This window comes from Peribacillus sp. P4_B1, from assembly GCF_056402395.1.
The window spans coordinates 42,574-60,435 of record NZ_JBFUHM010000008.1 but is presented as its reverse complement, the minus strand read 5'-3'; the positions used below and the strand labels follow the sequence as shown (position 1 = coordinate 60,435).

Sequence of the window (17,862 nt, the reverse complement as noted above, 5' to 3'; positions counted from 1 at the left end):
AATTGATATGAGGTGATTAAGAATGGCAAAGATGAAGAATGAGACACATTATAAAATTTTGATTGTAGGAGGCGGCAGTGCCGGAATTACGGTCGCGGCACGTCTCCTGCGTGAATCACGCACTCTGAGCGGAAACATTGCCATCATTGACCCTGCGACGAAACATTATTATCAACCTTTATGGACGCTTGTAGGAGCTGGCGAAGCTGACAAAGCTGTGACACAAAGGGAGGAGGCATCTGTTATTCCGAAAGGAGCCGTATGGGTACAGGATGCGGTTACCACATTTCAGCCAGATGAAAACGTTGTTTTAACAGCATCAGGAAACAAACTGCACTACGAATATTTAGTTGTCGCTGCGGGGATTCAAATTAACTGGCATGAAATCAAGGGGTTAAAAGAGAGTATTGGAAAGAATGGGGTATGTAGTAATTACTCTTATGATTATGTTGATAGCACTTGGGAGGCGATCCGAAACTTCAAGGGCGGGACTTCCATCTTTACCAATCCGAACACTCCGGTAAAATGCGGTGGTGCTCCTCAAAAAATTATGTATTTGGCGGAAGAATATTTCAGAAAATCAGGAGTTCGCCAGCAATCTTCGGTTATTTTTGTTTCAGGCAGCCCATCCATATTCAATGTAAAAAAATATGAACAGGCACTAAACAAAATAATTGAACGAAAAGAAATCGCAACATATTTTATGCATCATCTCATTGAAATTGATGGTGATAAAAAACGAGCGACATTTGAAAATCTAAATACAAAAGAGCGCGTGAATATGCAATATGACATGATTCATGTGGTACCGCCGATGAGCGCCCCGGATTTCATCAAGAATAGTTCCCTTGCTGCTAGTAATGGCTGGCTGGCTGTGGACAAATATACGCTGCAGCATGAACACTTTGACAATATATTCGGCATAGGGGATTGTACAAACCTGCCTACGTCAAAAACAGGGGCTGCTATTCGCAAACAAGCACCAGTGCTTGTGCAAAATTTACTTCATCTAATGCGTGCCAAACAAATGGTTCATAAATATGACGGCTATACATCATGTCCACTTGTTACTGGATACGGGCGGCTTATACTGGCTGAATTCAATTATGATTTACAGCCTCAAGAAACCTTTCCAATCGATCAATCCCGTGAGAGGTTCAGTATGTATGTATTGAAGAAAAACTTGCTTCCCGTTATGTATTGGAATGGGATGCTTAAAGGTATGATGTAATAGCATTTCTGATATCCATAAAAAAAGGAGGAAGATTTATGCTGCTCAAATATTTTTATGATGAGAAACTGGCCCAGGCTTCATACCTTGTGGGATGCCAAGCTACTGGCGAAGCGATCATTGTTGATCCGTCACGTAATGTAGAACCTTACATAAAAATGGCAAGAGCAAATGGTGTGAGGATCGTGGGTGTAACGGAAACACACATCCATGCCGATTTTTTGTCTGGTTCACAGGAGCTGGCTTCAAGGCTTGGGGCAACATTGTACTTATCTGATGAGGGAGGGCCGGACTGGAAATATGAGTACGTAACTGGGTATGAACACCGCTTTCTAAAAAATGGAGATGTATTTACGATTGGAAATATCCATTTTGAGGTGATTCATTCACCAGGACACACACCTGAACATATATCACTGCTTATAACAGATGGGGGTACAGTTACCAAGGATCCACTCGGGATATTTACTGGTGATTTTGTATTTGTCGGTGATGTGGGGCGCCCCGATTTATTAGAAAAAGCCGCAGGGGTGCACGGGTCCTCGGAAAAAATGGCACGCAAGATGTATCGGTCTCTGCAGCAGTTTAAAAATCTTCCTGACTATCTGCAAGTATGGCCAGGGCATGGTGCGGGCAGTGCCTGTGGAAAAGCGCTAGGAGCAATCCCATCATCAACCATCGGATATGAAAAACGGACAAATTGGGCACTGCAATATGATAATGAGGAGCTCTTTATAGAAGCGCTGTTGGCTGGACAGCCGGAGGCACCCTCTTATTTTTCAATGATGAAGCGGTTGAATAAAGAGGGTCCGCAGCAAATTCGAAGTATAGCAGCACCACTTCGTATGGAGGTTTCAATAGATATTGTACAGGAATGGGCGAAACAGGGAATTGTCATTGATACACGTCCGGCCAGTGAATTTGCTAAAAAGCATATACAAGGTGTAATTAATATCCCTTATAACAAATCATTTATAACCTGGGCGGGATGGCTGTTGGACTATGACCGACCTTTATATCTTCTCGCAAGCAATGATGTTGTGGAAATTATTGTGAATGATCTCCAGTCCATTGGATTGGATCACGTCGTTGCAACAATGGAACCATATATCGATGAGATGGCAGGAGAAATTGATTCGCGTGTAATGAAGTATGAAGAAGTGACAATGGACAAGTTAGATGGTGCTATTCAAACAGACCATATATATGTGCTTGATGTCCGAAGCATGGGCGAATGGGAGGAAGGCCATATTCCGCAGGCGAAGCATGTGATGCTTGGTCATTTACAAGAACAGGCACACAAAATTCCGAATGATAAACCAATTTTGGTTTATTGCAAAACCGGCGGAAGATCGGCCATCGCTGCAAGCCTTCTACAAGTTCATGGTTTTAAAGAAGTACAAAGCCTTGTAGGCGGATATGAGGAATGGAGAAAACAGCAGAAGTTGCGCCCTGCCAGAGATGCTAAATGAATTCTTTGAATTTTATCATACATGCGAAAATACTTACCATAGTTGCAAATGTGCCAATGCTTAGAATGGAAAATTTTTTAAATAATCACCGCGGTATAAGGAGATTTTATAGAAGAAATGGGTTGGCATGGCAATTGCATATATAAAGAGGCAAGGTACACAAGCGAACATGAGAAGGAGAGATACTCGATGAAATACAATTTCGACCAAGAAATCCGTCGACTGAACACTGATTGTGAAAAATGGGATAAACTTGAAAGTCAATTTGGGGTAAAGGATGTTATACCGATGTGGGTGGCCGATATGGATTTTCAGTCTCCACAACCTATCATCGAAGCATTAAAACAGCGTGTGGAGCACGGTGTATATGGCTACACACTTAGACCGGACTCTTATATGGAATCGATTGTAAGTTGGTTAAAAAGAAGACATCGATGGTCCATTGAGAAAGAATGGATTACCCACAGCCCAGGCGTGATTCCAGCCCTATCGTTGGCGATTCAGTCCTTCACTCAGAAAGGGGACAAAATAATTATCCAGCCTCCTGTATACCATCATTTTGCCCGTGTGATTCAAGCGAACGGCCGTGAAATTGTAAACAATCCGCTTAAGCTTGAAAATGGACATTATTCCATAGATTTCGCAGACCTAGAGGCAAAGATGGATTCAACGGTAAAAATGTTGATTTTGTGTAGTCCTCATAACCCGATTGGAAGGGTATGGAGCAAAGAAGAATTGACAAGATTGGGACAGATTTGCATGAAGCATAACATTCTCGTTGTGGCAGATGAAATTCATTGTGACTTTGTTTATAAGACACATACTCACATTCCTTTTGCCTCTATATCAGAAGAGTTTGCAAATCATTCTCTTACCTGCATTGCGCCAAGCAAAACTTTTAACCTGATGGGTGTACAGACGTCAAGTATCATTATTCCAAATCAACAACTGCGCGATAGGTATGATCGAGAACTTAATACATTATCCATTGGTTCGCCGAACATATTTGGCGTTGTTGCGTTAGAGGCTGCTTACCGACACGGAGAAGAATGGCTGGATCAGCTCCTTGAATATTTGCAGGGGAATTTGGAATTCACTCTGAATTACTTCAGCAAAAACATCTCGCAAATTAAAGTCATCCAGCCGGAAGGCACATACCTTGTATGGCTGGATTGCCGGGAACTGGGTTTTTCAGTTAAAGAATTGGATGAATTTATGTTACGCAAGGCAAGGGTTGCAATGAATGAAGGGCTCATTTTCGGTATGGAAGGTGAAGGGTTCATGCGGCTCAATATTGCCTGTCCGCGTTCGATGTTGAAAAATGCTTTGGATGGCATAGAAAAAGCTATCTCCTCTTTGTGTAAAGCGTAGAATTTATGCAATAATAAAATTATTTTATTATTGCATATAACGTTATAGCAGAGGAGGATAATATGGCAGGCTTTATCGGCATACAGCAGTTTATTCAAGATTACGCTGAGAACACAGCAGGAATCCTTGGTCTGGATATAACCGTGCTTGATGAAAAGGGCGTTCGCATTAGCGGAACTGGCTACTATAAAGATCTCATTGGCAAAACCGCTCCGGAAGGCTCCTTTTTCAGAATGATATTGGAAACAGGGGAGCCTGGAGTGGTTTACGACGTGAAAAGAGATGAGTCGCAGTGCAGGAGTTGTAAATTCGTGAATCAATGCAAAGAACTCGCTACCATCGGGTTTCCTATTGTAAAGCAAGACAAACCAGTTGGCGTCATCGGCATGATTGGTTTTTCCCATGAACAAAAGGAGAAAATGATTATAGAATCAGAGAATCTTATACAGTTTTTACGCTATGTTAGTACATTGTTGGTCAATAAATTAGCAATGCTGGACCCTGAGAAGGAACCGGGTTGCAAAATTCAAGAAGAGATTCCGATTCCCCCGAAGGTTTTTACTTTTGAAAACATTCTTGGAAAAGATTCCGGGCTTAAAGATGTTATTAAGAAAGCTAAAAGGATTATAAACAGCCCTTCCACTGTTTTGATCAGGGGAGATAGCGGAACGGGGAAAGAATTAATTGCCAAAGCGATTCATTTTGAAAGCAAGCGGCGGATGCATTCATTTGTGGCAGTTAATTGCGCTGCCATTCCTGAGAGCTTGTTGGAAAGTGAGTTGTTTGGTTATGAGGGTGGCTCATTTACCGGGTCAAAGCGGAATGGGAAACTGGGGAAATTCGAATTAGCACATAACGGGACCATTTTTCTTGATGAAATTGGCGATATGCCGATTTTCTTGCAGCCAAAGTTATTACGGTTTTTACAAGAAAGAGAGATTGAAAGAATCGGTGGAAAAAAAGCAATCCAGATTAATGTACGGGTGATTGCAGCCACTCACCAAAACCTGGAGGAAATGGTGCGGAACGGCACTTTTCGCGAGGATTTATATTATCGTCTCAATGTCATCCCTCTCCATACCAAACCTTTAAGAGAGCGGCGTGATGATATCGCTTTGTATCTTGAACATTTCATGCATAAACATTGTAAGATCATGCAAAGACACCCATTGAGATTTGACCCCATGCTGGAACGATGGCTTATAAGCTATGATTGGCCGGGGAATATACGGCAGTTGGAAAACGCCGTAGAATATATGGCAAATATGGCTGAATCAGATATCGTCTCCTTTCATGATTTACCTGACTATCTGTTTCAACAGGATCCTCTTTCTGTAGAGTGTAGAGGGTTAAGTTTAGAACAAATGATTTCTGAATATGAAAAAGACGTAATCCAGAGCTATTTCCTGGCTGAAAAATATCGGCATGATAAGGAACAAATTGCCCGGGAACTACAGATTAGCCTCTCTACTCTTTATCGCAAGTTGGAAAAATATAAATTATGTTAACTTCATAGAAAATATCTATTTTTCTCAATTAAAGTTTCTTAAAATAAAAGCGGGAGAGTGCATATCATTTTCTCGCCTGAATTTTAGAAGGGTGAGGACAAAAGCTGAAGGTATAGAGATATTTCATAAAATAACTGAAAGTTCTGTAAATGATTGATAAAGAGATTTTTTGAAATAACAGCCAGATAAACCTTGCATACAAATTGTATTTGAACGATGAGTAAAAAGGGGGATACACTATGGGGAAATTAGAAGCAGAGATAAGTAACACCATAGAAGAGCGAAATTCAAAAGGATCATTACAAAGGAAGCTGCAATCCAGACATTTAACGATGATGGCTATAGGTGGCGCTATCGGAACTGGATTGTTTGTATCCAGCGGATCGACGATTAGCACTGCGGGGCCGGGGGGAGCGCTTGCTGCATACATTCTGGTAGGGATCATGGTCTATTTTGTTATGAATAGTTTAGGAGAGCTATCGGCCTTCTTACCGCTCCCGGGGGCCTTTGACATCTATGCCTCAAAGTACATTGATCCTGCATTAGGCTTTGCATTAGGTTGGAACTATTGGTATACAACCGCGATAACGGTTCCTGCAGATTTGGTGGCCTCTACTCTTATTATGAAGTATTGGTTTCCGGACTCACCTTCTATCTTGTGGAGTGCACTATTTCTGGGTTTGTTGCTAATCTTAAATGTTTTATCAGTCAAGGCATATGGGGAAAGTGAATACTGGTTTGCCGGCATTAAGGTCATCTCGATCATCGTATTTCTCGTTATTGGGGTTGCCATGATTTTTGGAATTATGGGAGGACATGCGGTCGGGTTCAGTAACTTTACACAAGGAGATGCTCCTTTCCATGGCGGGCTTGTATCTATCTTTAGTGTAGTGCTCATCGCGGGCTTTGCGTTCCAGGGAACTGAGGTGATTGCGACGGCAGCCGGTGAAACTGAAAATCCATCGAAAAACGTACCGAAAGCGATTCGATCAATCTTCTGGCGAATCCTTATTTTCTACGTGTTGACGATTTTTGTTATCGGTTTAATTATTCCTTATACAGATCCAAACCTGCTTAAATCGGGTGTTCAAAATGTAGCTATCAGCCCTTTCACGCTTGTTCTTCAAAGAGCTGGGTTGGCATTAGCCGCTTCCGTCATGAATGCCGTGCTTCTTACATCTGTTTTATCAGCAGCAAATTCAGCAATGTATGCTTCTTCACGTATGCTATGGGCACTGGCGAAAGAAGGAAAGGCACCACGAATCTTTGCACGGCTTAACAGGAAGGGAATTCCCATGTGGGCCCTTTGTACAACTGCTTTTATAGGACTTGCCTCTTTTTTGGCTTCCCTTTTTGGAAATGGTTCAGTTTTCATTTGGTTGATAAATGCTTCAGCCCTTACCGGATTTATCAAATGGTTCGGGATTGCCGTTAGTCATTACCGCTTCCGTAAAGCCTATGTAGCCCAAGGCAGAGATCTAAATGAATTGCCGTTTAAAGCCAAATGGTACCCGCTGGGCCCGGTCATCACGCTGTTATTTTTTGTGGTTTTCATTTTTGGGCAGACTTTTTTTTACGGAGATCAAATTAGCTGGGCAGAAATTATAGCGACGTATATAGGTCTTCCTATTTTCTTGCTTCTCTGGCTTGGTTATAAAATCATTAAGAAAACAAAAATAGTTCCTCTGATGGAGTGTGATTTTGAGCGCAAAGAATAAGAGGGAAGGCTTGTGTGAATGTAAGTGTTTTATTCAAAGGAGAATTAAATTCAATTCCGTTTTTTAATAGGATTGCAAAAAAAAAAGAGGTGGTTTATATGTTAAAAGAAACAATCATAACCAATGAAGCCCCAAAGGCTATCGGTCCTTATTCACAAGGTATTAAAGTAGGAAACGTAGTGTATACTTCTGGGCAGCTTCCGATTCATCCAGAAACTGGAGAAATGCCTGATAATATTGAGGAGCAAACAAGGGTGTCATTGGAGAATCTTAAGAAAGTTATAGAAGCGGCGGGAGCAAACTTACAGCAGGTAATAAAAACAACGGTTTTTTTAAGCGATATGAGTCACTTTGCTGCAATGAATCATGTATATGGAGAATTCTTTTTGGATGATTATCCTGCTAGAAGTGCGATTGAAGTTGCTCGTTTACCTAAAGACGCTTTGATTGAAATCGAAGCAATTGCTATAATCTAATAATAATTGAAAAGAGAACGTCAAATTGATATTCTCTTTTCTTTACTTACATAGGGTAGTCCTAGACAGAGAATACAGGAGGAGAATTAATATGAAGTTAGCGCAATTTCCCAGACGTCGATATACACCAACAAATACACCCATGGAGAAATTACATCATCTTTCTGAAGTACTTGGGGGCCCTTCCATTTATCTTAAACGAGATGATTTACTTGGGCTGACGGCTGGTGGAAATAAAACAAGAAAACTAGAGTTCCTTGTAGCCGATGCAATGGAAAAAGGTGCGGATACGTTAATTACATGTGGGGGCATTCAATCAAATCATTGCCGCTTAACACTAGCCGCTGCCGTTAAAGAGAAAATGAATTGCATCCTTGTGTTGGAAGAGGGCCTTTCTGAAAGTTCAGAGCCGGATTTTAACGGTAACTATTTTCTGTATCATTTATTGGGCGCTGAACAAATCAAGGTTGTTCCTAATGGAACAGACTTGATGAAAGAAATGCAGAAAGTAGCTAAAGAGGTAACGGAAGAGGGATATAAACCTTATATAATTCCGGTAGGGGGATCGAATACCATTGGTGCAACGGGATATGTTGCTTGTGCTCAGGAGATTTTGACACAGTCCTTCGATCAAGGAGTCAATGTGAATGCTGTTGTTTGTGTAAGCGGCAGCGGGGGAATGCATGCAGGTTTGGTGACTGGATTTTATGGAAATCAAAGTAAAATACCGGTAATCGGAATAAACGTAAGCAGAGGAAAAGCCGAACAAGAAGAGAAAGTTTTTCAGCTTGTTAAAGAAACTTCAGCACACATCGGCGTTCCGAATTCAATCCCTCGTGAGGCTGTTGTGTGTTTTGATGAGTATGTCGGACCTGGTTATGCTTTACCTACGCCTGAAATGGTGGAAGCTGTCAAGCTCATGGCCAGAACAGAAGGGATTTTACTGGATCCGGTTTATACGGGTAAAGCGGCAGCGGGACTCATTGATTTAGTAAAAAAAGGCACATTTAAGCCGGATGATAACATTCTATTCGTACACTCTGGCGGCGCCTCTTCGTTATACGCCAATACTTCCCTCTTTTATTGAAGTATAATTACATTATATAGTGTAACCATCAAAACAAGTAGAAAGATGGGCAAGGGGATATCCTATTTTATAGGGAATAAACTCCAAACTGAGAGAGCCAATAAATTTGGCTCCCTGCAGTTTGTTGACAAAAGGGGTTCGGAATGTATTAATTCCGAACCCCTTTTGATATTCTTGGAATTTTGCTCAAGATTAAGAGCTTGGGTCTCTACGAGCCCACTATGTTAGGCCATTTTTGGACCTTGCCATGTCCAATTGACCATTTTCTTTACATTCATGGCAGCGGAAGTAAGCATCGCTTGCATCGACAATTTTTTAAGTCCCCTTAAAGTAGTCCAACGCATACCATGCTTTTCTTTTGCATCTGCGAATACACGCTCAATCGTTTCCTTGCGTTTCGCATAGCCTGAAGCCGTTGCCGCAGATGCAGCTTATAAAACACCAGCCATTACAAGCTACCTCTTTGACAAGAAATCACACCGGCTTTACCCTATACACGGCCACGAACAAAAGAAGGATTCTTCCGCAAACATGAGTATGTTTACGATGAACATTTTGACTGTTACCTTTGCCCAGGGCGAGATTTTAAAGTACTCAACAACAAATAAAGAGGGATATCGTGAGTACAAATCTCCCAAACACATTTGTAAGACATGTTCATTTTTATCACAGTGTACAGAAAGCAAAGACCATCAAAAAGTGGTGACGCGCCATATCTGGCAAGAAAATATGGAAGAAGCAGATCACCTGCGTCATCATCAAGATGTAAAACCTAACCAACGGTAAGCCATATTCTTTTCAACTTCTTCAATTGTTTTACACATCGAACGAATACCGAAGGTTTATTGAGTCAGTGTCAATTTAACTAAAATAACTGGATCAATACTTGGGCGCCCTATCTCTGAATACATAACTTTCACCAAGTCATAAATGAAAGTGAAGTCAATGGCCGCCTCAATTTTACGAACCAAATGGTTCGCTGGCACCAGTTGATCCAAAGTAATCATTTCAAGTTGATCTCGCTGAACAGAATTATGTTTCGAAAGCATCGTCATCACCTCAAGTTTTAATATTCCTATTTTAAAACAAAAAAGACTGTAGGCAAAAGCGGTTATATCTAATTGTTAAAACAAAGTTGATTGGAACGGAAGGTGCGAGACTCCTGCGGGAAAAGCGCGTCCAAGGGAGACCCCACAGGCGCAAAGGCGCCAAGGGCGGACCGCCCGCGGAAAGCGAGTGCCCTACGTTCCAATCAACGTTCGAATTTTTAAAACCCTCAAAAAAACTGTAGACAAACTCGATTTTCATCGAGTTTGTCTACAGTCAGGAGGGAGCCAATAAATTTGGCTCCCTGTTCCTATTTAAAAAATACAATTTATCATTATCAAATTATTGACAGGGTAATGCAATAAAGAATACCCTTGCTGAAGTTTTGTATTTTTTATCTTAGCTAGGGACTTTCAGTATTTACCCTAATATTGATCTTTGATACATTTTTGCAACCCCCGGGAGACCCAATTCTCAAATATCAATTTAATGGATCATCATTACTGGTGATGTCATGTTTGTTTAAAAATTCAAGAATTCCATTCACCAATCCAGGTGATAACGGTAGTTCAGGATTTGTATAGGTTGCTAGATTTCCTTCTCGATCTGCAGGGGCTTCTTTCAATACATGATTCATCTTTTCGATTATAAGTAATTCAGAATCGCCTTTTTCCTTGTGCAAAGCTTTTGCATTATTGGGCGCCACTTGGATATCTCTATTCCCGTTTACGATCAGAACAGGGATTTTTAGTTCTTTTACTAATTCTATCGGATTATAATGAATCCAAGAAATCATGTAGGGTTGAACAGAAGGACGGAATACACTATACAAGTCTGCATTGACAGACTCGACTTGTTTACCTTGTTTTAGATTTGTCAGAATATCCTTGGATTCCGTTAATAACGCCGATGTCAACTGCTCTTCAAGCTGTTTAACAAGTACTTGGTCTATAGGTTCGCCTGCACCCGCTAATGAAATGAATATGTCTGTCTCCGTTTTCTTTGCAGCTGCCATTCCAATTAAAGAACCTTCACTATGGCCGATGATGCCAACTTTGGAAAAACGCCGATCCTTCTTAGCAAATTGAACCCAAGCAGCTGCATCATCAATATATTGTTCAAATCTCAGGTCCTCTTCTTTTCCTGCTAATTTCATATTTTCCCCTATACCGCGCTTATCGTACCTTATGCTTGCAATACCTTTTTCCGCAAGACTTTCGGCTAACATTTTCAAACTATTATTTTTCCCGGGAATTGCAATGGTGTTCCCATCTTTATCAGTCGGACCAGAACCCGCAATTATAATCATCACAGGAAAAGGGCCTTCATTTTTTGGTGTTTTTAAAAGGCCATTAATTGTTCCGTTCTTTAAGTCGGCCTGCACAACTTCACCTGATTCTTTTTCTGCAACTTCCTGATTGGATTTCTTAAGCAATTCAAAGGGGTACTCTTGCCCATTCTGAGCAAATGTTCCTGAAATCTTTTCCTGATCGACTTTCCCATCAAACGTTATTTGCTGATTTTGAATTTTCATATCAAAAAATAAATCTGATTTACTTAACTTAACACTTGTTAAGGGGAATTCGTTCAATCCTTGTACAGGAATACTTATAGTTCCATCTTCCTTCGTGAAATGAACAATAATTGGAAGGGGTTGATTGGGAATCTTTATATCTCCTTCCCACTTACCTTCAATATCTTTCAATGAGCTCACTTCCTTCAAATTCTCATCCACCTGTTCCGCCTCCTTGATTCTGCAACCTGCCATTAATACAAAAGCGCTTACGATGATACATATAATCGTAAAAGGTCTTTTCATTTGAGCAACTCCCTTTCTTTATTAGAACTTTATTGTCGTTTTCTGTTTCAGTCACTCTTTCATTATTGATATTTGAATCACTTCTATCAGTCTTCATTATAAATATATATTAATATGTATTCCCAATTTTTTCCCTTAAGGTGGTATTTATTTTTCCATAAAAGTGTACATAATAGATTTAATGACTAATGAGGCTGTGTCTAAAATCGGTATGCTTAAGGACGGTGCTGTTCTCAAAGTGGATTTTTTAAAAATTATAGCGGTAGCGATATTAGGTCAATATCAGAATTTTTTATAAAACAAACATTGACTTCTAAAAGAAACTCTTTTAGAGTAGATGTGTAAATTAAATATCCTCGTTAGGTGAGGCTCCTGTGTAGGAGATACGCTACTGCCCAAAAATGTCGAAAGACGCCAATGGGTCAACAGAAACCATCGACATAAGGTGGTTTTTAATGTAGCTGGCTTTGTCCTATGCCACACAGTGCTAAAGCTCTACGAATGGAGGAACTGGATTTATGCTATGTATTTGTCATTCAGTCATATACGACTGTTTTATTTGTCATCCAGACAATGTACCGCATATATACCGTATTTTTGACGCCTTCATTTGTAATGGAGGTGTTTTTATTTTTTTCCTGGAGGTGAGGATTTGGATCCTTATTCGCGACGATATACTCGAAACTTAGTGAAAATTGAATAAACACAAGATTTTGGAAGGGGAATAATAATATTTTTTTTACTCTTATTAAGGAAATATTTTTTTGCTCCCCTAAAAAGGAGTGAGTGGCAAAAATGATAAAAGTCTTGACAGAAGACCAAATAACTTTACAAATCATAAAAGTTTTAAAAGAAGGAAAAAAGAAAGAATTTCAAGCAATATTAGAAGAACTCCATCCATATGACATTGCTCGGATTTTTGAGGGACTCCCAGAAAAACATCATACACGTTTCTTGCTGTTCCTTAATTCAGAACAAATCGCTGAACTGATTCAAGAGCTTGAAAAAGTACATCAATTAAAGATTCTTAGTAAATTAGGAATAGAGAAATCCGGGCATGTAATGGATTTAATGGATAATGATGACCTAGCTTCATTGTTAGAGAACCTATCCCCTGGGAAAATTGAAGAACTTCTTTCAGGCATGAAACAAGAAGAATCTAAAATCGTTCAAAATATCATGAATTATCCCCCTGAAACAGCGGGACGAATAATGACAAACCGTTTTGTATGGATCCCCCAACATTATACGGTCCGTGAATCAGTTGAAAAACTTAAAATATTTGCGGAGTTTTCGGAAACGATTAACTATCTTTATGTAATTGATAATGATAAAAAATTAGTTGGTGTTGTCTCATATCGGGATTTAATAATAAATGATGAATCTGAAAAAATTAAAGATATTATGTACAGCCGAGTGATCTCCGTATCGGCTTATGAAGATCAAGAAGTGGTAGCCGGTGTTATTGAGCGTTATGATTTTTTAGCAATCCCTGTTGTTGAAAAAAATAATGAGTTATTAGGAATTGTAACCGTTGATGATATTATTGATGTTGTCATTAAAGAAGCAAACGAAGATATTGAAAAACTATCGGCATCCGGTAAAGCCATTGATTTTGACACGAAGGCCCATGTGGCCGCATATCGTCGGCTCCCCTGGCTTATTTTACTTTTATTTATCGGATTAGTGTCTGGAACTATTATAAGCAGTTTTGAAGAAACATTGTCCAAAGTTGTTGCACTTGCTTTCTTTATGCCGATGATCGCAGGGATGACTGGAAATACAGGTACCCAATCTTTAGCTGTTGTTGTAAGGGGCCTAATCACTAGTGATACGGATAAGGGAGTCGTAACCAGACTTATTATACGGGAACTGAAAGTTGGATTGATAATAGGCATTACCTGTGGAATATTAATTTCCATCATAGCTTATGTTTGGCAGGGAAATCCCGTTCTGGGATTAGTGGTTGGAAGTTCGTTAGTCATGACCCTAATTATTGGGACCTTAGCTGGGACCATCATTCCTCTAATCTTATATAAACTCAACATCGATCCCGCAGTTGCTTCTGGTCCATTAATTACAACACTAAATGATATACTCTCGTTACTTATTTACTTTGGAATTGCGACGATGTTTATTTCAAAATTGATGTAGACCATCCATTAAATCAAGTTCACATATGTTTGCAAAGTTTTTTCAAGGGCGAACATAGCCTCAATGATTGCAGTGTAAACTGTCCAGGCTGACGTTTTAAATCAGGGATATAAATAAGAAGAAGAAAGAAAGTAGCTGCTGAGCTTGACCATTTGCCAAGCAGATCAATAAAAATAGTGTATTTCAAGCTGCGGCCTTTTCTCGGTATCCAAACGGGGAAAGGCCGTTAAATTTCCAGGAAGCGAACCGTGTAGTGTAGAAGTCGACGTACATTATTTATGCTTAAAACGAACATTGTAGGACAAAGCATTTTCCTCATGTCCTTTATATGAATGAAAAACATGGGGCATAATAGGTCGTAGCAAGTTTAGGACTTTCAAGAAAGGCTACATAAAGAGTGATATGGAAGCAAAAGGCAATCATATTCTTTGACCTATGAACTTCAACAGTGATACGCTTCTTTTCGATATTACGCATTCAAAATCAAGGAGGAACGAATGATGACACAAACAAAACAACAAAAAATCACCCTGGCAAACCGTCCAAAAGGTATGCCTTCGAAAGAAGATTTTAACTTTGTTGAGAGTGAAGTTCCCACACCAAAAGATAATGAGATTTTAGTACGGACGCTATATTTATCTGTCGATCCATACATGCGTGGCAGAATGCAAGATACCAAATCATACATTGCCCCATTTGAATTGAATAAAGTCATCACGGGTGGCGTTGTTGCTGAAGTTGTTGAGTCCAAATCGAATTCTTTCAAACAAGGGGATGTCGTTGTTGGGAATATCGACTGGGCAGAATATACAGTTGTCACTGAAAAGGAAATCCGCGTGATTGATCCCAAGGTGGCTCCGATCACAACGCATTTAGGGATTCTTGGAATGACCGGTTTGACAGCTTACTTTGGTTTGCTTGATATTGGTAAACCTCAAGAAGGTGAAACTGTAGTTGTTTCCGGAGCGGCTGGAGCAGTTGGTTCAGTAGTCGGACAAATTGCTAAGATAAAAGGTGCGAAGGTTGTTGGCATCGCTGGTTCAGATGAAAAACTTGAGTACTTAACGAAAGAGCTCGGATTTGATGGAGCCGTAAATTATAAAAGTGATAGTTTTGCGAAAGATTTAGCTAATGCTGTTCCTGATGGAATCGATGTTTATTTCGATAATGTGGGCGGCGAGGTGACAGATGCTGTTTTCACACTTTTGAATGCGAATGCCCGAATTCCATTATGCGGAGCGATTTCCTCGTATAATGCAGAAGGGAAAGATCTAGGACCGCGTCTGCAATCGGCGATGATCAAAACGAGTGCACTTATGAAAGGTTTCACAGTTGGAAATTATGCCGCTAGATTCCAAGAGGGTGCGACGGATTTAGGTAAGTGGCTTCAAGAAGGAAAGCTGAAGTATGAAGAAACGATTATTGAAGGGTTCAAAAACACACCTGATGCATTTTTAGGTTTGTTTAAAGGAACGAACCTCGGTAAGCAGCTTGTAAAAGTTGCGGAACCTGAATTCGCTCAACTCTAAGTATTATGGAAATAAAGCTGAGGAAGGTCCTTTGTTGTGACTTTAATCAGCTTATAATAAAAACGGCCTTTTTTCGATATTCAATCGGGGAAAGGCCGTTTTCCTTTTCATAATAAGATATCCCAGCCTTTAGGAAAATTTGAACGTTGCCTACAGGCACTCACTTTGCGCAGGCAATCCGCCCCAGGTGCCTTTACGCCTGCGGGGTCTCCTCTGGACGCGCTTTTCCCGTAGGAGTCTAGCACACCCGTTCCAATCTACTTTGCTTTTACCTTTAGTGGTATCTTTTTATCCATATGAAGGATATTAATTATTAGAAGTCATCTTATCCGTAGCTTTCACTGCAGAGTTAATAGAATCATTAATGAAAGGATAAATTGAAAATGAGTGAAAATAAGCAACCTTCCGAATCTCTGAAATCAGATGCGATACATACGACATTTAAACAGGCTTTTGAAATAAAGAAGAATCCATTTCCTTGGATAAAAGCACTAAGCGCAGGCATAGCTGCTGCCTTACCTGTTTTCATTGGCTTATTATTCGGGAATTTAGCGTACGGTTTACTGGCAGGGATCGGAGGTTTCACTTATTTATACGTTTTTAACCAACCGTATCACCAAAGAACTATAAAGATTTTCTTTGTGATGGTGGGTCTTGCTTTATCTGTTGTATTAGGGACGCTTTTGGCTCCATACCAATTGGGAACAGCCATAATGATGGGGATCATCGGGGCAAGTGTTTTTTTTATATTTGGTGCATTAAAGATTACCGGTCCTTCGGCGGTATTCTTCGTCTTGAGCTTTGCGCTTGCGACAGGTATGCCCGTTGATCAAAGTCTGGCTCCGTTGCGTGGGGGCCTCGTTTTAATGGGTGGTGCACTATCTTGGATAATCTGTATGTTAGGGTGGTTTTTCAACCCTCATGGACCAGAATCGCTTGCGGTGGAAAAGGTGTACAGAGAATTGGGGGCATTCTTTGATTCCATGGGAACCGAGAAATACAATAAAGCAAGACAGGGAACGGTATTGGCGATGAAACAGGCTGAAGATACACTATTAGCCGGGTTTTCAAACAGGCGAAGCCGAGATGAGTTAAAGCGGTTGTTCCTACTGAATGAACATGCGAATGCCATATTCTTGGAGGCTCTGGAAATTTCCTTGAACAAAAATATCGTACTGCCGCCAGAATTAGGTCAATCCGTTCGTGCCCTTGCCGGTTCCATTGCATCTAAAACAAAGAATGAAAAAAAGATCCTTCAACCTGACCAAATGACCGAAGAGGTGGAAGAGTTATTCATGAAGATTTATAATGCGGATGCCATCATGATTGAACCTGTCCAGAAAATCGATCATGCAGCAACCATCTCAAAGCCTTCTTTAAAAACAATTTTTCTTGGGGCGTTCGATAAGAATTCAATTGTCTTCCGGGCTTCCGTTCGATATGGAACAATCCTTACCATTGCTGCCATCATCGCATATTCCGCCGATTTTAACCGTTCGTACTGGATTCCCTTATCCTGTGCGGCCGTTATGTCGGGTTCAACCATCATCGCCACATTCCATCGAGCGGTCCAAAGGACTTTCGGGACGGTCATCGGACTCCTGCTAGCAAGTTTAATTCTAGCAGCGGTTCATAACGAGTTCATTATCGTTCTGATCATTTTATGTTTGACATTCATTACAGAGCTTTTCATCGTTCGGAACTATGGATTAGCGGCGATGTTTTTTACTCCTTCAGCATTAATCATGGCGGAATATTCAACTCAAATCTATGATTTCAGTTTTTTTGCGACAGTAAGAATAACAGATATCGTCGTTGGAAGCATGATAGGTCTTATTGGGTCGCTGTTACTCGGAAGTCGTTCGGCATCCAGTCTTCTCAATCATTTAACAGCCAAAACGATTCGAAGTCAGGGACAGTTATTATTGATGGCGTTCTCTGAAAAAGATAATGACTTTGCAATTGATGAAAGCAGCGAAAGGAACAAAATGCAAACAAATATGGTGAATCTATTAACGGTTTACAATGCATCCCTTGGTGAGATATTCAAAAACAAGGCTAGACTGGAATCTCTTTGGCCCGTTATATTTTCGATAGAACAGTTGGGCTATTATCTAAATGCCAGCTTGAAATCCTATGAACGGCCAGTCCTTTCAGAGCGGGAGCTCGCTCAATTGCTGTATGTTTTCGAAACCATGGCGATAGCGGCAGATAAAGGTCGATCACATACTAATAAAGAAGTGCCTGAAATTGAAGGATACTCAAAAGTCCGCCAGGAAATTTTGGACCTTCAAGAAGCACTTCAGTTTTGCGGAGAAACAACCGGCTAATTAATCTATTAAGGGAGTTCATATTTGACTCCCATTCATTTAATGAGTGTTTCATGCCTCTGTTAATAGGGTGAAATTGGAAGGGTTATAGAAAAGTCTGTAAAAATGCCAGTTTTCATT

The 17,862-nt window shown here is 40.3% G+C and carries 11 protein-coding genes, 3 pseudogenes and 1 riboswitch; of the genes and pseudogenes, 11 read left to right on the top strand and 3 right to left on the bottom strand.

Features of this window, described 5'->3' with window-relative positions; translation table 11 throughout:
* Window positions 1–31: 31 nt before the first annotated feature.
* From AC1DVK_RS06450 to cuyA, 7 genes are all read left to right on the top strand, one after another.
* Window positions 32–1,231 carry an NAD(P)/FAD-dependent oxidoreductase gene (locus AC1DVK_RS06450; RefSeq protein ID WP_477626118.1) on the top strand — a complete coding sequence of 400 codons (1,200 nt, stop codon included), beginning with the start codon at window positions 32–34 and terminating at the stop codon, window positions 1,229–1,231.
* 38 nt (window positions 1,232–1,269) lie between these two features.
* Window positions 1,270–2,703: an MBL fold metallo-hydrolase gene (locus AC1DVK_RS06445; protein ID WP_477626071.1), complete on the top strand. Its 1,434-nt coding sequence runs from the start codon at window positions 1,270–1,272 to the stop codon at window positions 2,701–2,703.
* A 189-nt stretch (window positions 2,704–2,892) separates the two neighbouring features.
* Window positions 2,893–4,074, top strand: coding sequence for a MalY/PatB family protein (locus AC1DVK_RS06440; protein ID WP_477626070.1), 1,182 nt, complete (start codon window positions 2,893–2,895; stop codon window positions 4,072–4,074).
* Window positions 4,075–4,136: 62 nt separating this feature from the next.
* On the top strand, window positions 4,137–5,582 hold the full coding sequence (locus AC1DVK_RS06435) for a sigma-54 interaction domain-containing protein (RefSeq protein ID WP_410861297.1): 1,446 nt from the start codon (window positions 4,137–4,139) through the stop codon (window positions 5,580–5,582).
* Window positions 5,583–5,821: 239 nt separating this feature from the next.
* Complete coding sequence (locus tag AC1DVK_RS06430; protein WP_477626069.1) at window positions 5,822–7,300, top strand: amino acid permease; 1,479 nt, start codon at window positions 5,822–5,824, stop codon at window positions 7,298–7,300.
* Window positions 7,301–7,398: 98 nt separating this feature from the next.
* Window positions 7,399–7,776 carry a Rid family detoxifying hydrolase gene (locus AC1DVK_RS06425; protein ID WP_061465969.1) on the top strand — a complete coding sequence of 126 codons (378 nt, stop codon included), beginning with the start codon at window positions 7,399–7,401 and terminating at the stop codon, window positions 7,774–7,776.
* 91 nt (window positions 7,777–7,867) lie between these two features.
* Complete coding sequence (cuyA, locus tag AC1DVK_RS06420; protein WP_477626068.1) at window positions 7,868–8,863, top strand: D-cysteate sulfo-lyase; 996 nt, start codon at window positions 7,868–7,870, stop codon at window positions 8,861–8,863.
* A gap of 224 nt (window positions 8,864–9,087) precedes the next feature.
* Here cuyA and AC1DVK_RS06415 read toward each other — a convergent pair.
* Window positions 9,088–9,267, bottom strand: a pseudogene (locus tag AC1DVK_RS06415) (transposase); the annotation flags it as partial.
* 1 nt (window position 9,268) lies between these two features.
* Between AC1DVK_RS06415 and AC1DVK_RS06410 the strand changes: the two are divergent.
* Window positions 9,269–9,634, top strand: a pseudogene (locus AC1DVK_RS06410) (transposase); the annotation flags it as partial.
* On the opposite strand, the pseudogene AC1DVK_RS06405 reads toward AC1DVK_RS06410, so the two are convergent.
* Window positions 9,631–9,912: pseudogene (locus AC1DVK_RS06405) on the bottom strand (transposase); the annotation flags it as partial. The pseudogenes AC1DVK_RS06410 and AC1DVK_RS06405 sit on opposite strands and share 4 nt — an antisense overlap.
* 479 nt (window positions 9,913–10,391) lie before the next feature.
* A complete protein-coding gene (locus AC1DVK_RS06400; protein ID WP_410861292.1) occupies window positions 10,392–11,729 on the bottom strand; it encodes an alpha/beta hydrolase family protein in 1,338 nt (445 codons plus the stop codon).
* A 348-nt stretch (window positions 11,730–12,077) separates the two neighbouring features.
* Window positions 12,078–12,243, top strand: a riboswitch (M-box (ykoK) riboswitch).
* Window positions 12,244–12,524: 281 nt separating this feature from the next.
* On the opposite strand from AC1DVK_RS06400, the gene mgtE reads away from it, so the two are divergent.
* The 3 genes from mgtE (at window position 12,525) to AC1DVK_RS06385 (ending at window position 17,742) form a co-directional block, all read left to right on the top strand.
* The gene (mgtE, locus tag AC1DVK_RS06395; protein WP_410861290.1) at window positions 12,525–13,883 is read left to right on the top strand and encodes a magnesium transporter; all 1,359 of its coding nucleotides are present in this window, start codon (window positions 12,525–12,527) and stop codon (window positions 13,881–13,883) included.
* 500 nt (window positions 13,884–14,383) lie between these two features.
* The gene (locus AC1DVK_RS06390) at window positions 14,384–15,412 is read left to right on the top strand and encodes an NADP-dependent oxidoreductase (protein WP_477626067.1); all 1,029 of its coding nucleotides are present in this window, start codon (window positions 14,384–14,386) and stop codon (window positions 15,410–15,412) included.
* 383 nt (window positions 15,413–15,795) lie between these two features.
* Window positions 15,796–17,742, top strand: coding sequence for an FUSC family protein (locus AC1DVK_RS06385; protein WP_477626066.1), 1,947 nt, complete (start codon window positions 15,796–15,798; stop codon window positions 17,740–17,742).
* Window positions 17,743–17,862: the final 120 nt, after the last annotated feature.

Excerpts from the sequence above, each read along its gene's own strand:
- AC1DVK_RS06450 (WP_477626118.1), top strand. The coding sequence starts at position 32 with ATGAAGAATGAGACACATTATAAAATTTTGATTGTAGGAGGCGGCAGT.
- AC1DVK_RS06445 (WP_477626071.1), top strand. The coding sequence starts at position 1,270 with ATGCTGCTCAAATATTTTTATGATGAGAAACTGGCCCAGGCTTCATAC.
- AC1DVK_RS06440 (WP_477626070.1), top strand. The coding sequence starts at position 2,893 with ATGAAATACAATTTCGACCAAGAAATCCGTCGACTGAACACTGATTGT.
- AC1DVK_RS06435 (WP_410861297.1), top strand. The coding sequence starts at position 4,137 with ATGGCAGGCTTTATCGGCATACAGCAGTTTATTCAAGATTACGCTGAG.
- AC1DVK_RS06430 (WP_477626069.1), top strand. The coding sequence starts at position 5,822 with ATGGGGAAATTAGAAGCAGAGATAAGTAACACCATAGAAGAGCGAAAT.
- AC1DVK_RS06425 (WP_061465969.1), top strand. The coding sequence starts at position 7,399 with ATGTTAAAAGAAACAATCATAACCAATGAAGCCCCAAAGGCTATCGGT.
- cuyA (WP_477626068.1), top strand. The coding sequence starts at position 7,868 with ATGAAGTTAGCGCAATTTCCCAGACGTCGATATACACCAACAAATACA.
- AC1DVK_RS06400 (WP_410861292.1), bottom strand. The coding sequence starts at position 11,729 with ATGAAAAGACCTTTTACGATTATATGTATCATCGTAAGCGCTTTTGTA.
- mgtE (WP_410861290.1), top strand. The coding sequence starts at position 12,525 with ATGATAAAAGTCTTGACAGAAGACCAAATAACTTTACAAATCATAAAA.
- AC1DVK_RS06390 (WP_477626067.1), top strand. The coding sequence starts at position 14,384 with ATGACACAAACAAAACAACAAAAAATCACCCTGGCAAACCGTCCAAAA.
- AC1DVK_RS06385 (WP_477626066.1), top strand. The coding sequence starts at position 15,796 with ATGAGTGAAAATAAGCAACCTTCCGAATCTCTGAAATCAGATGCGATA.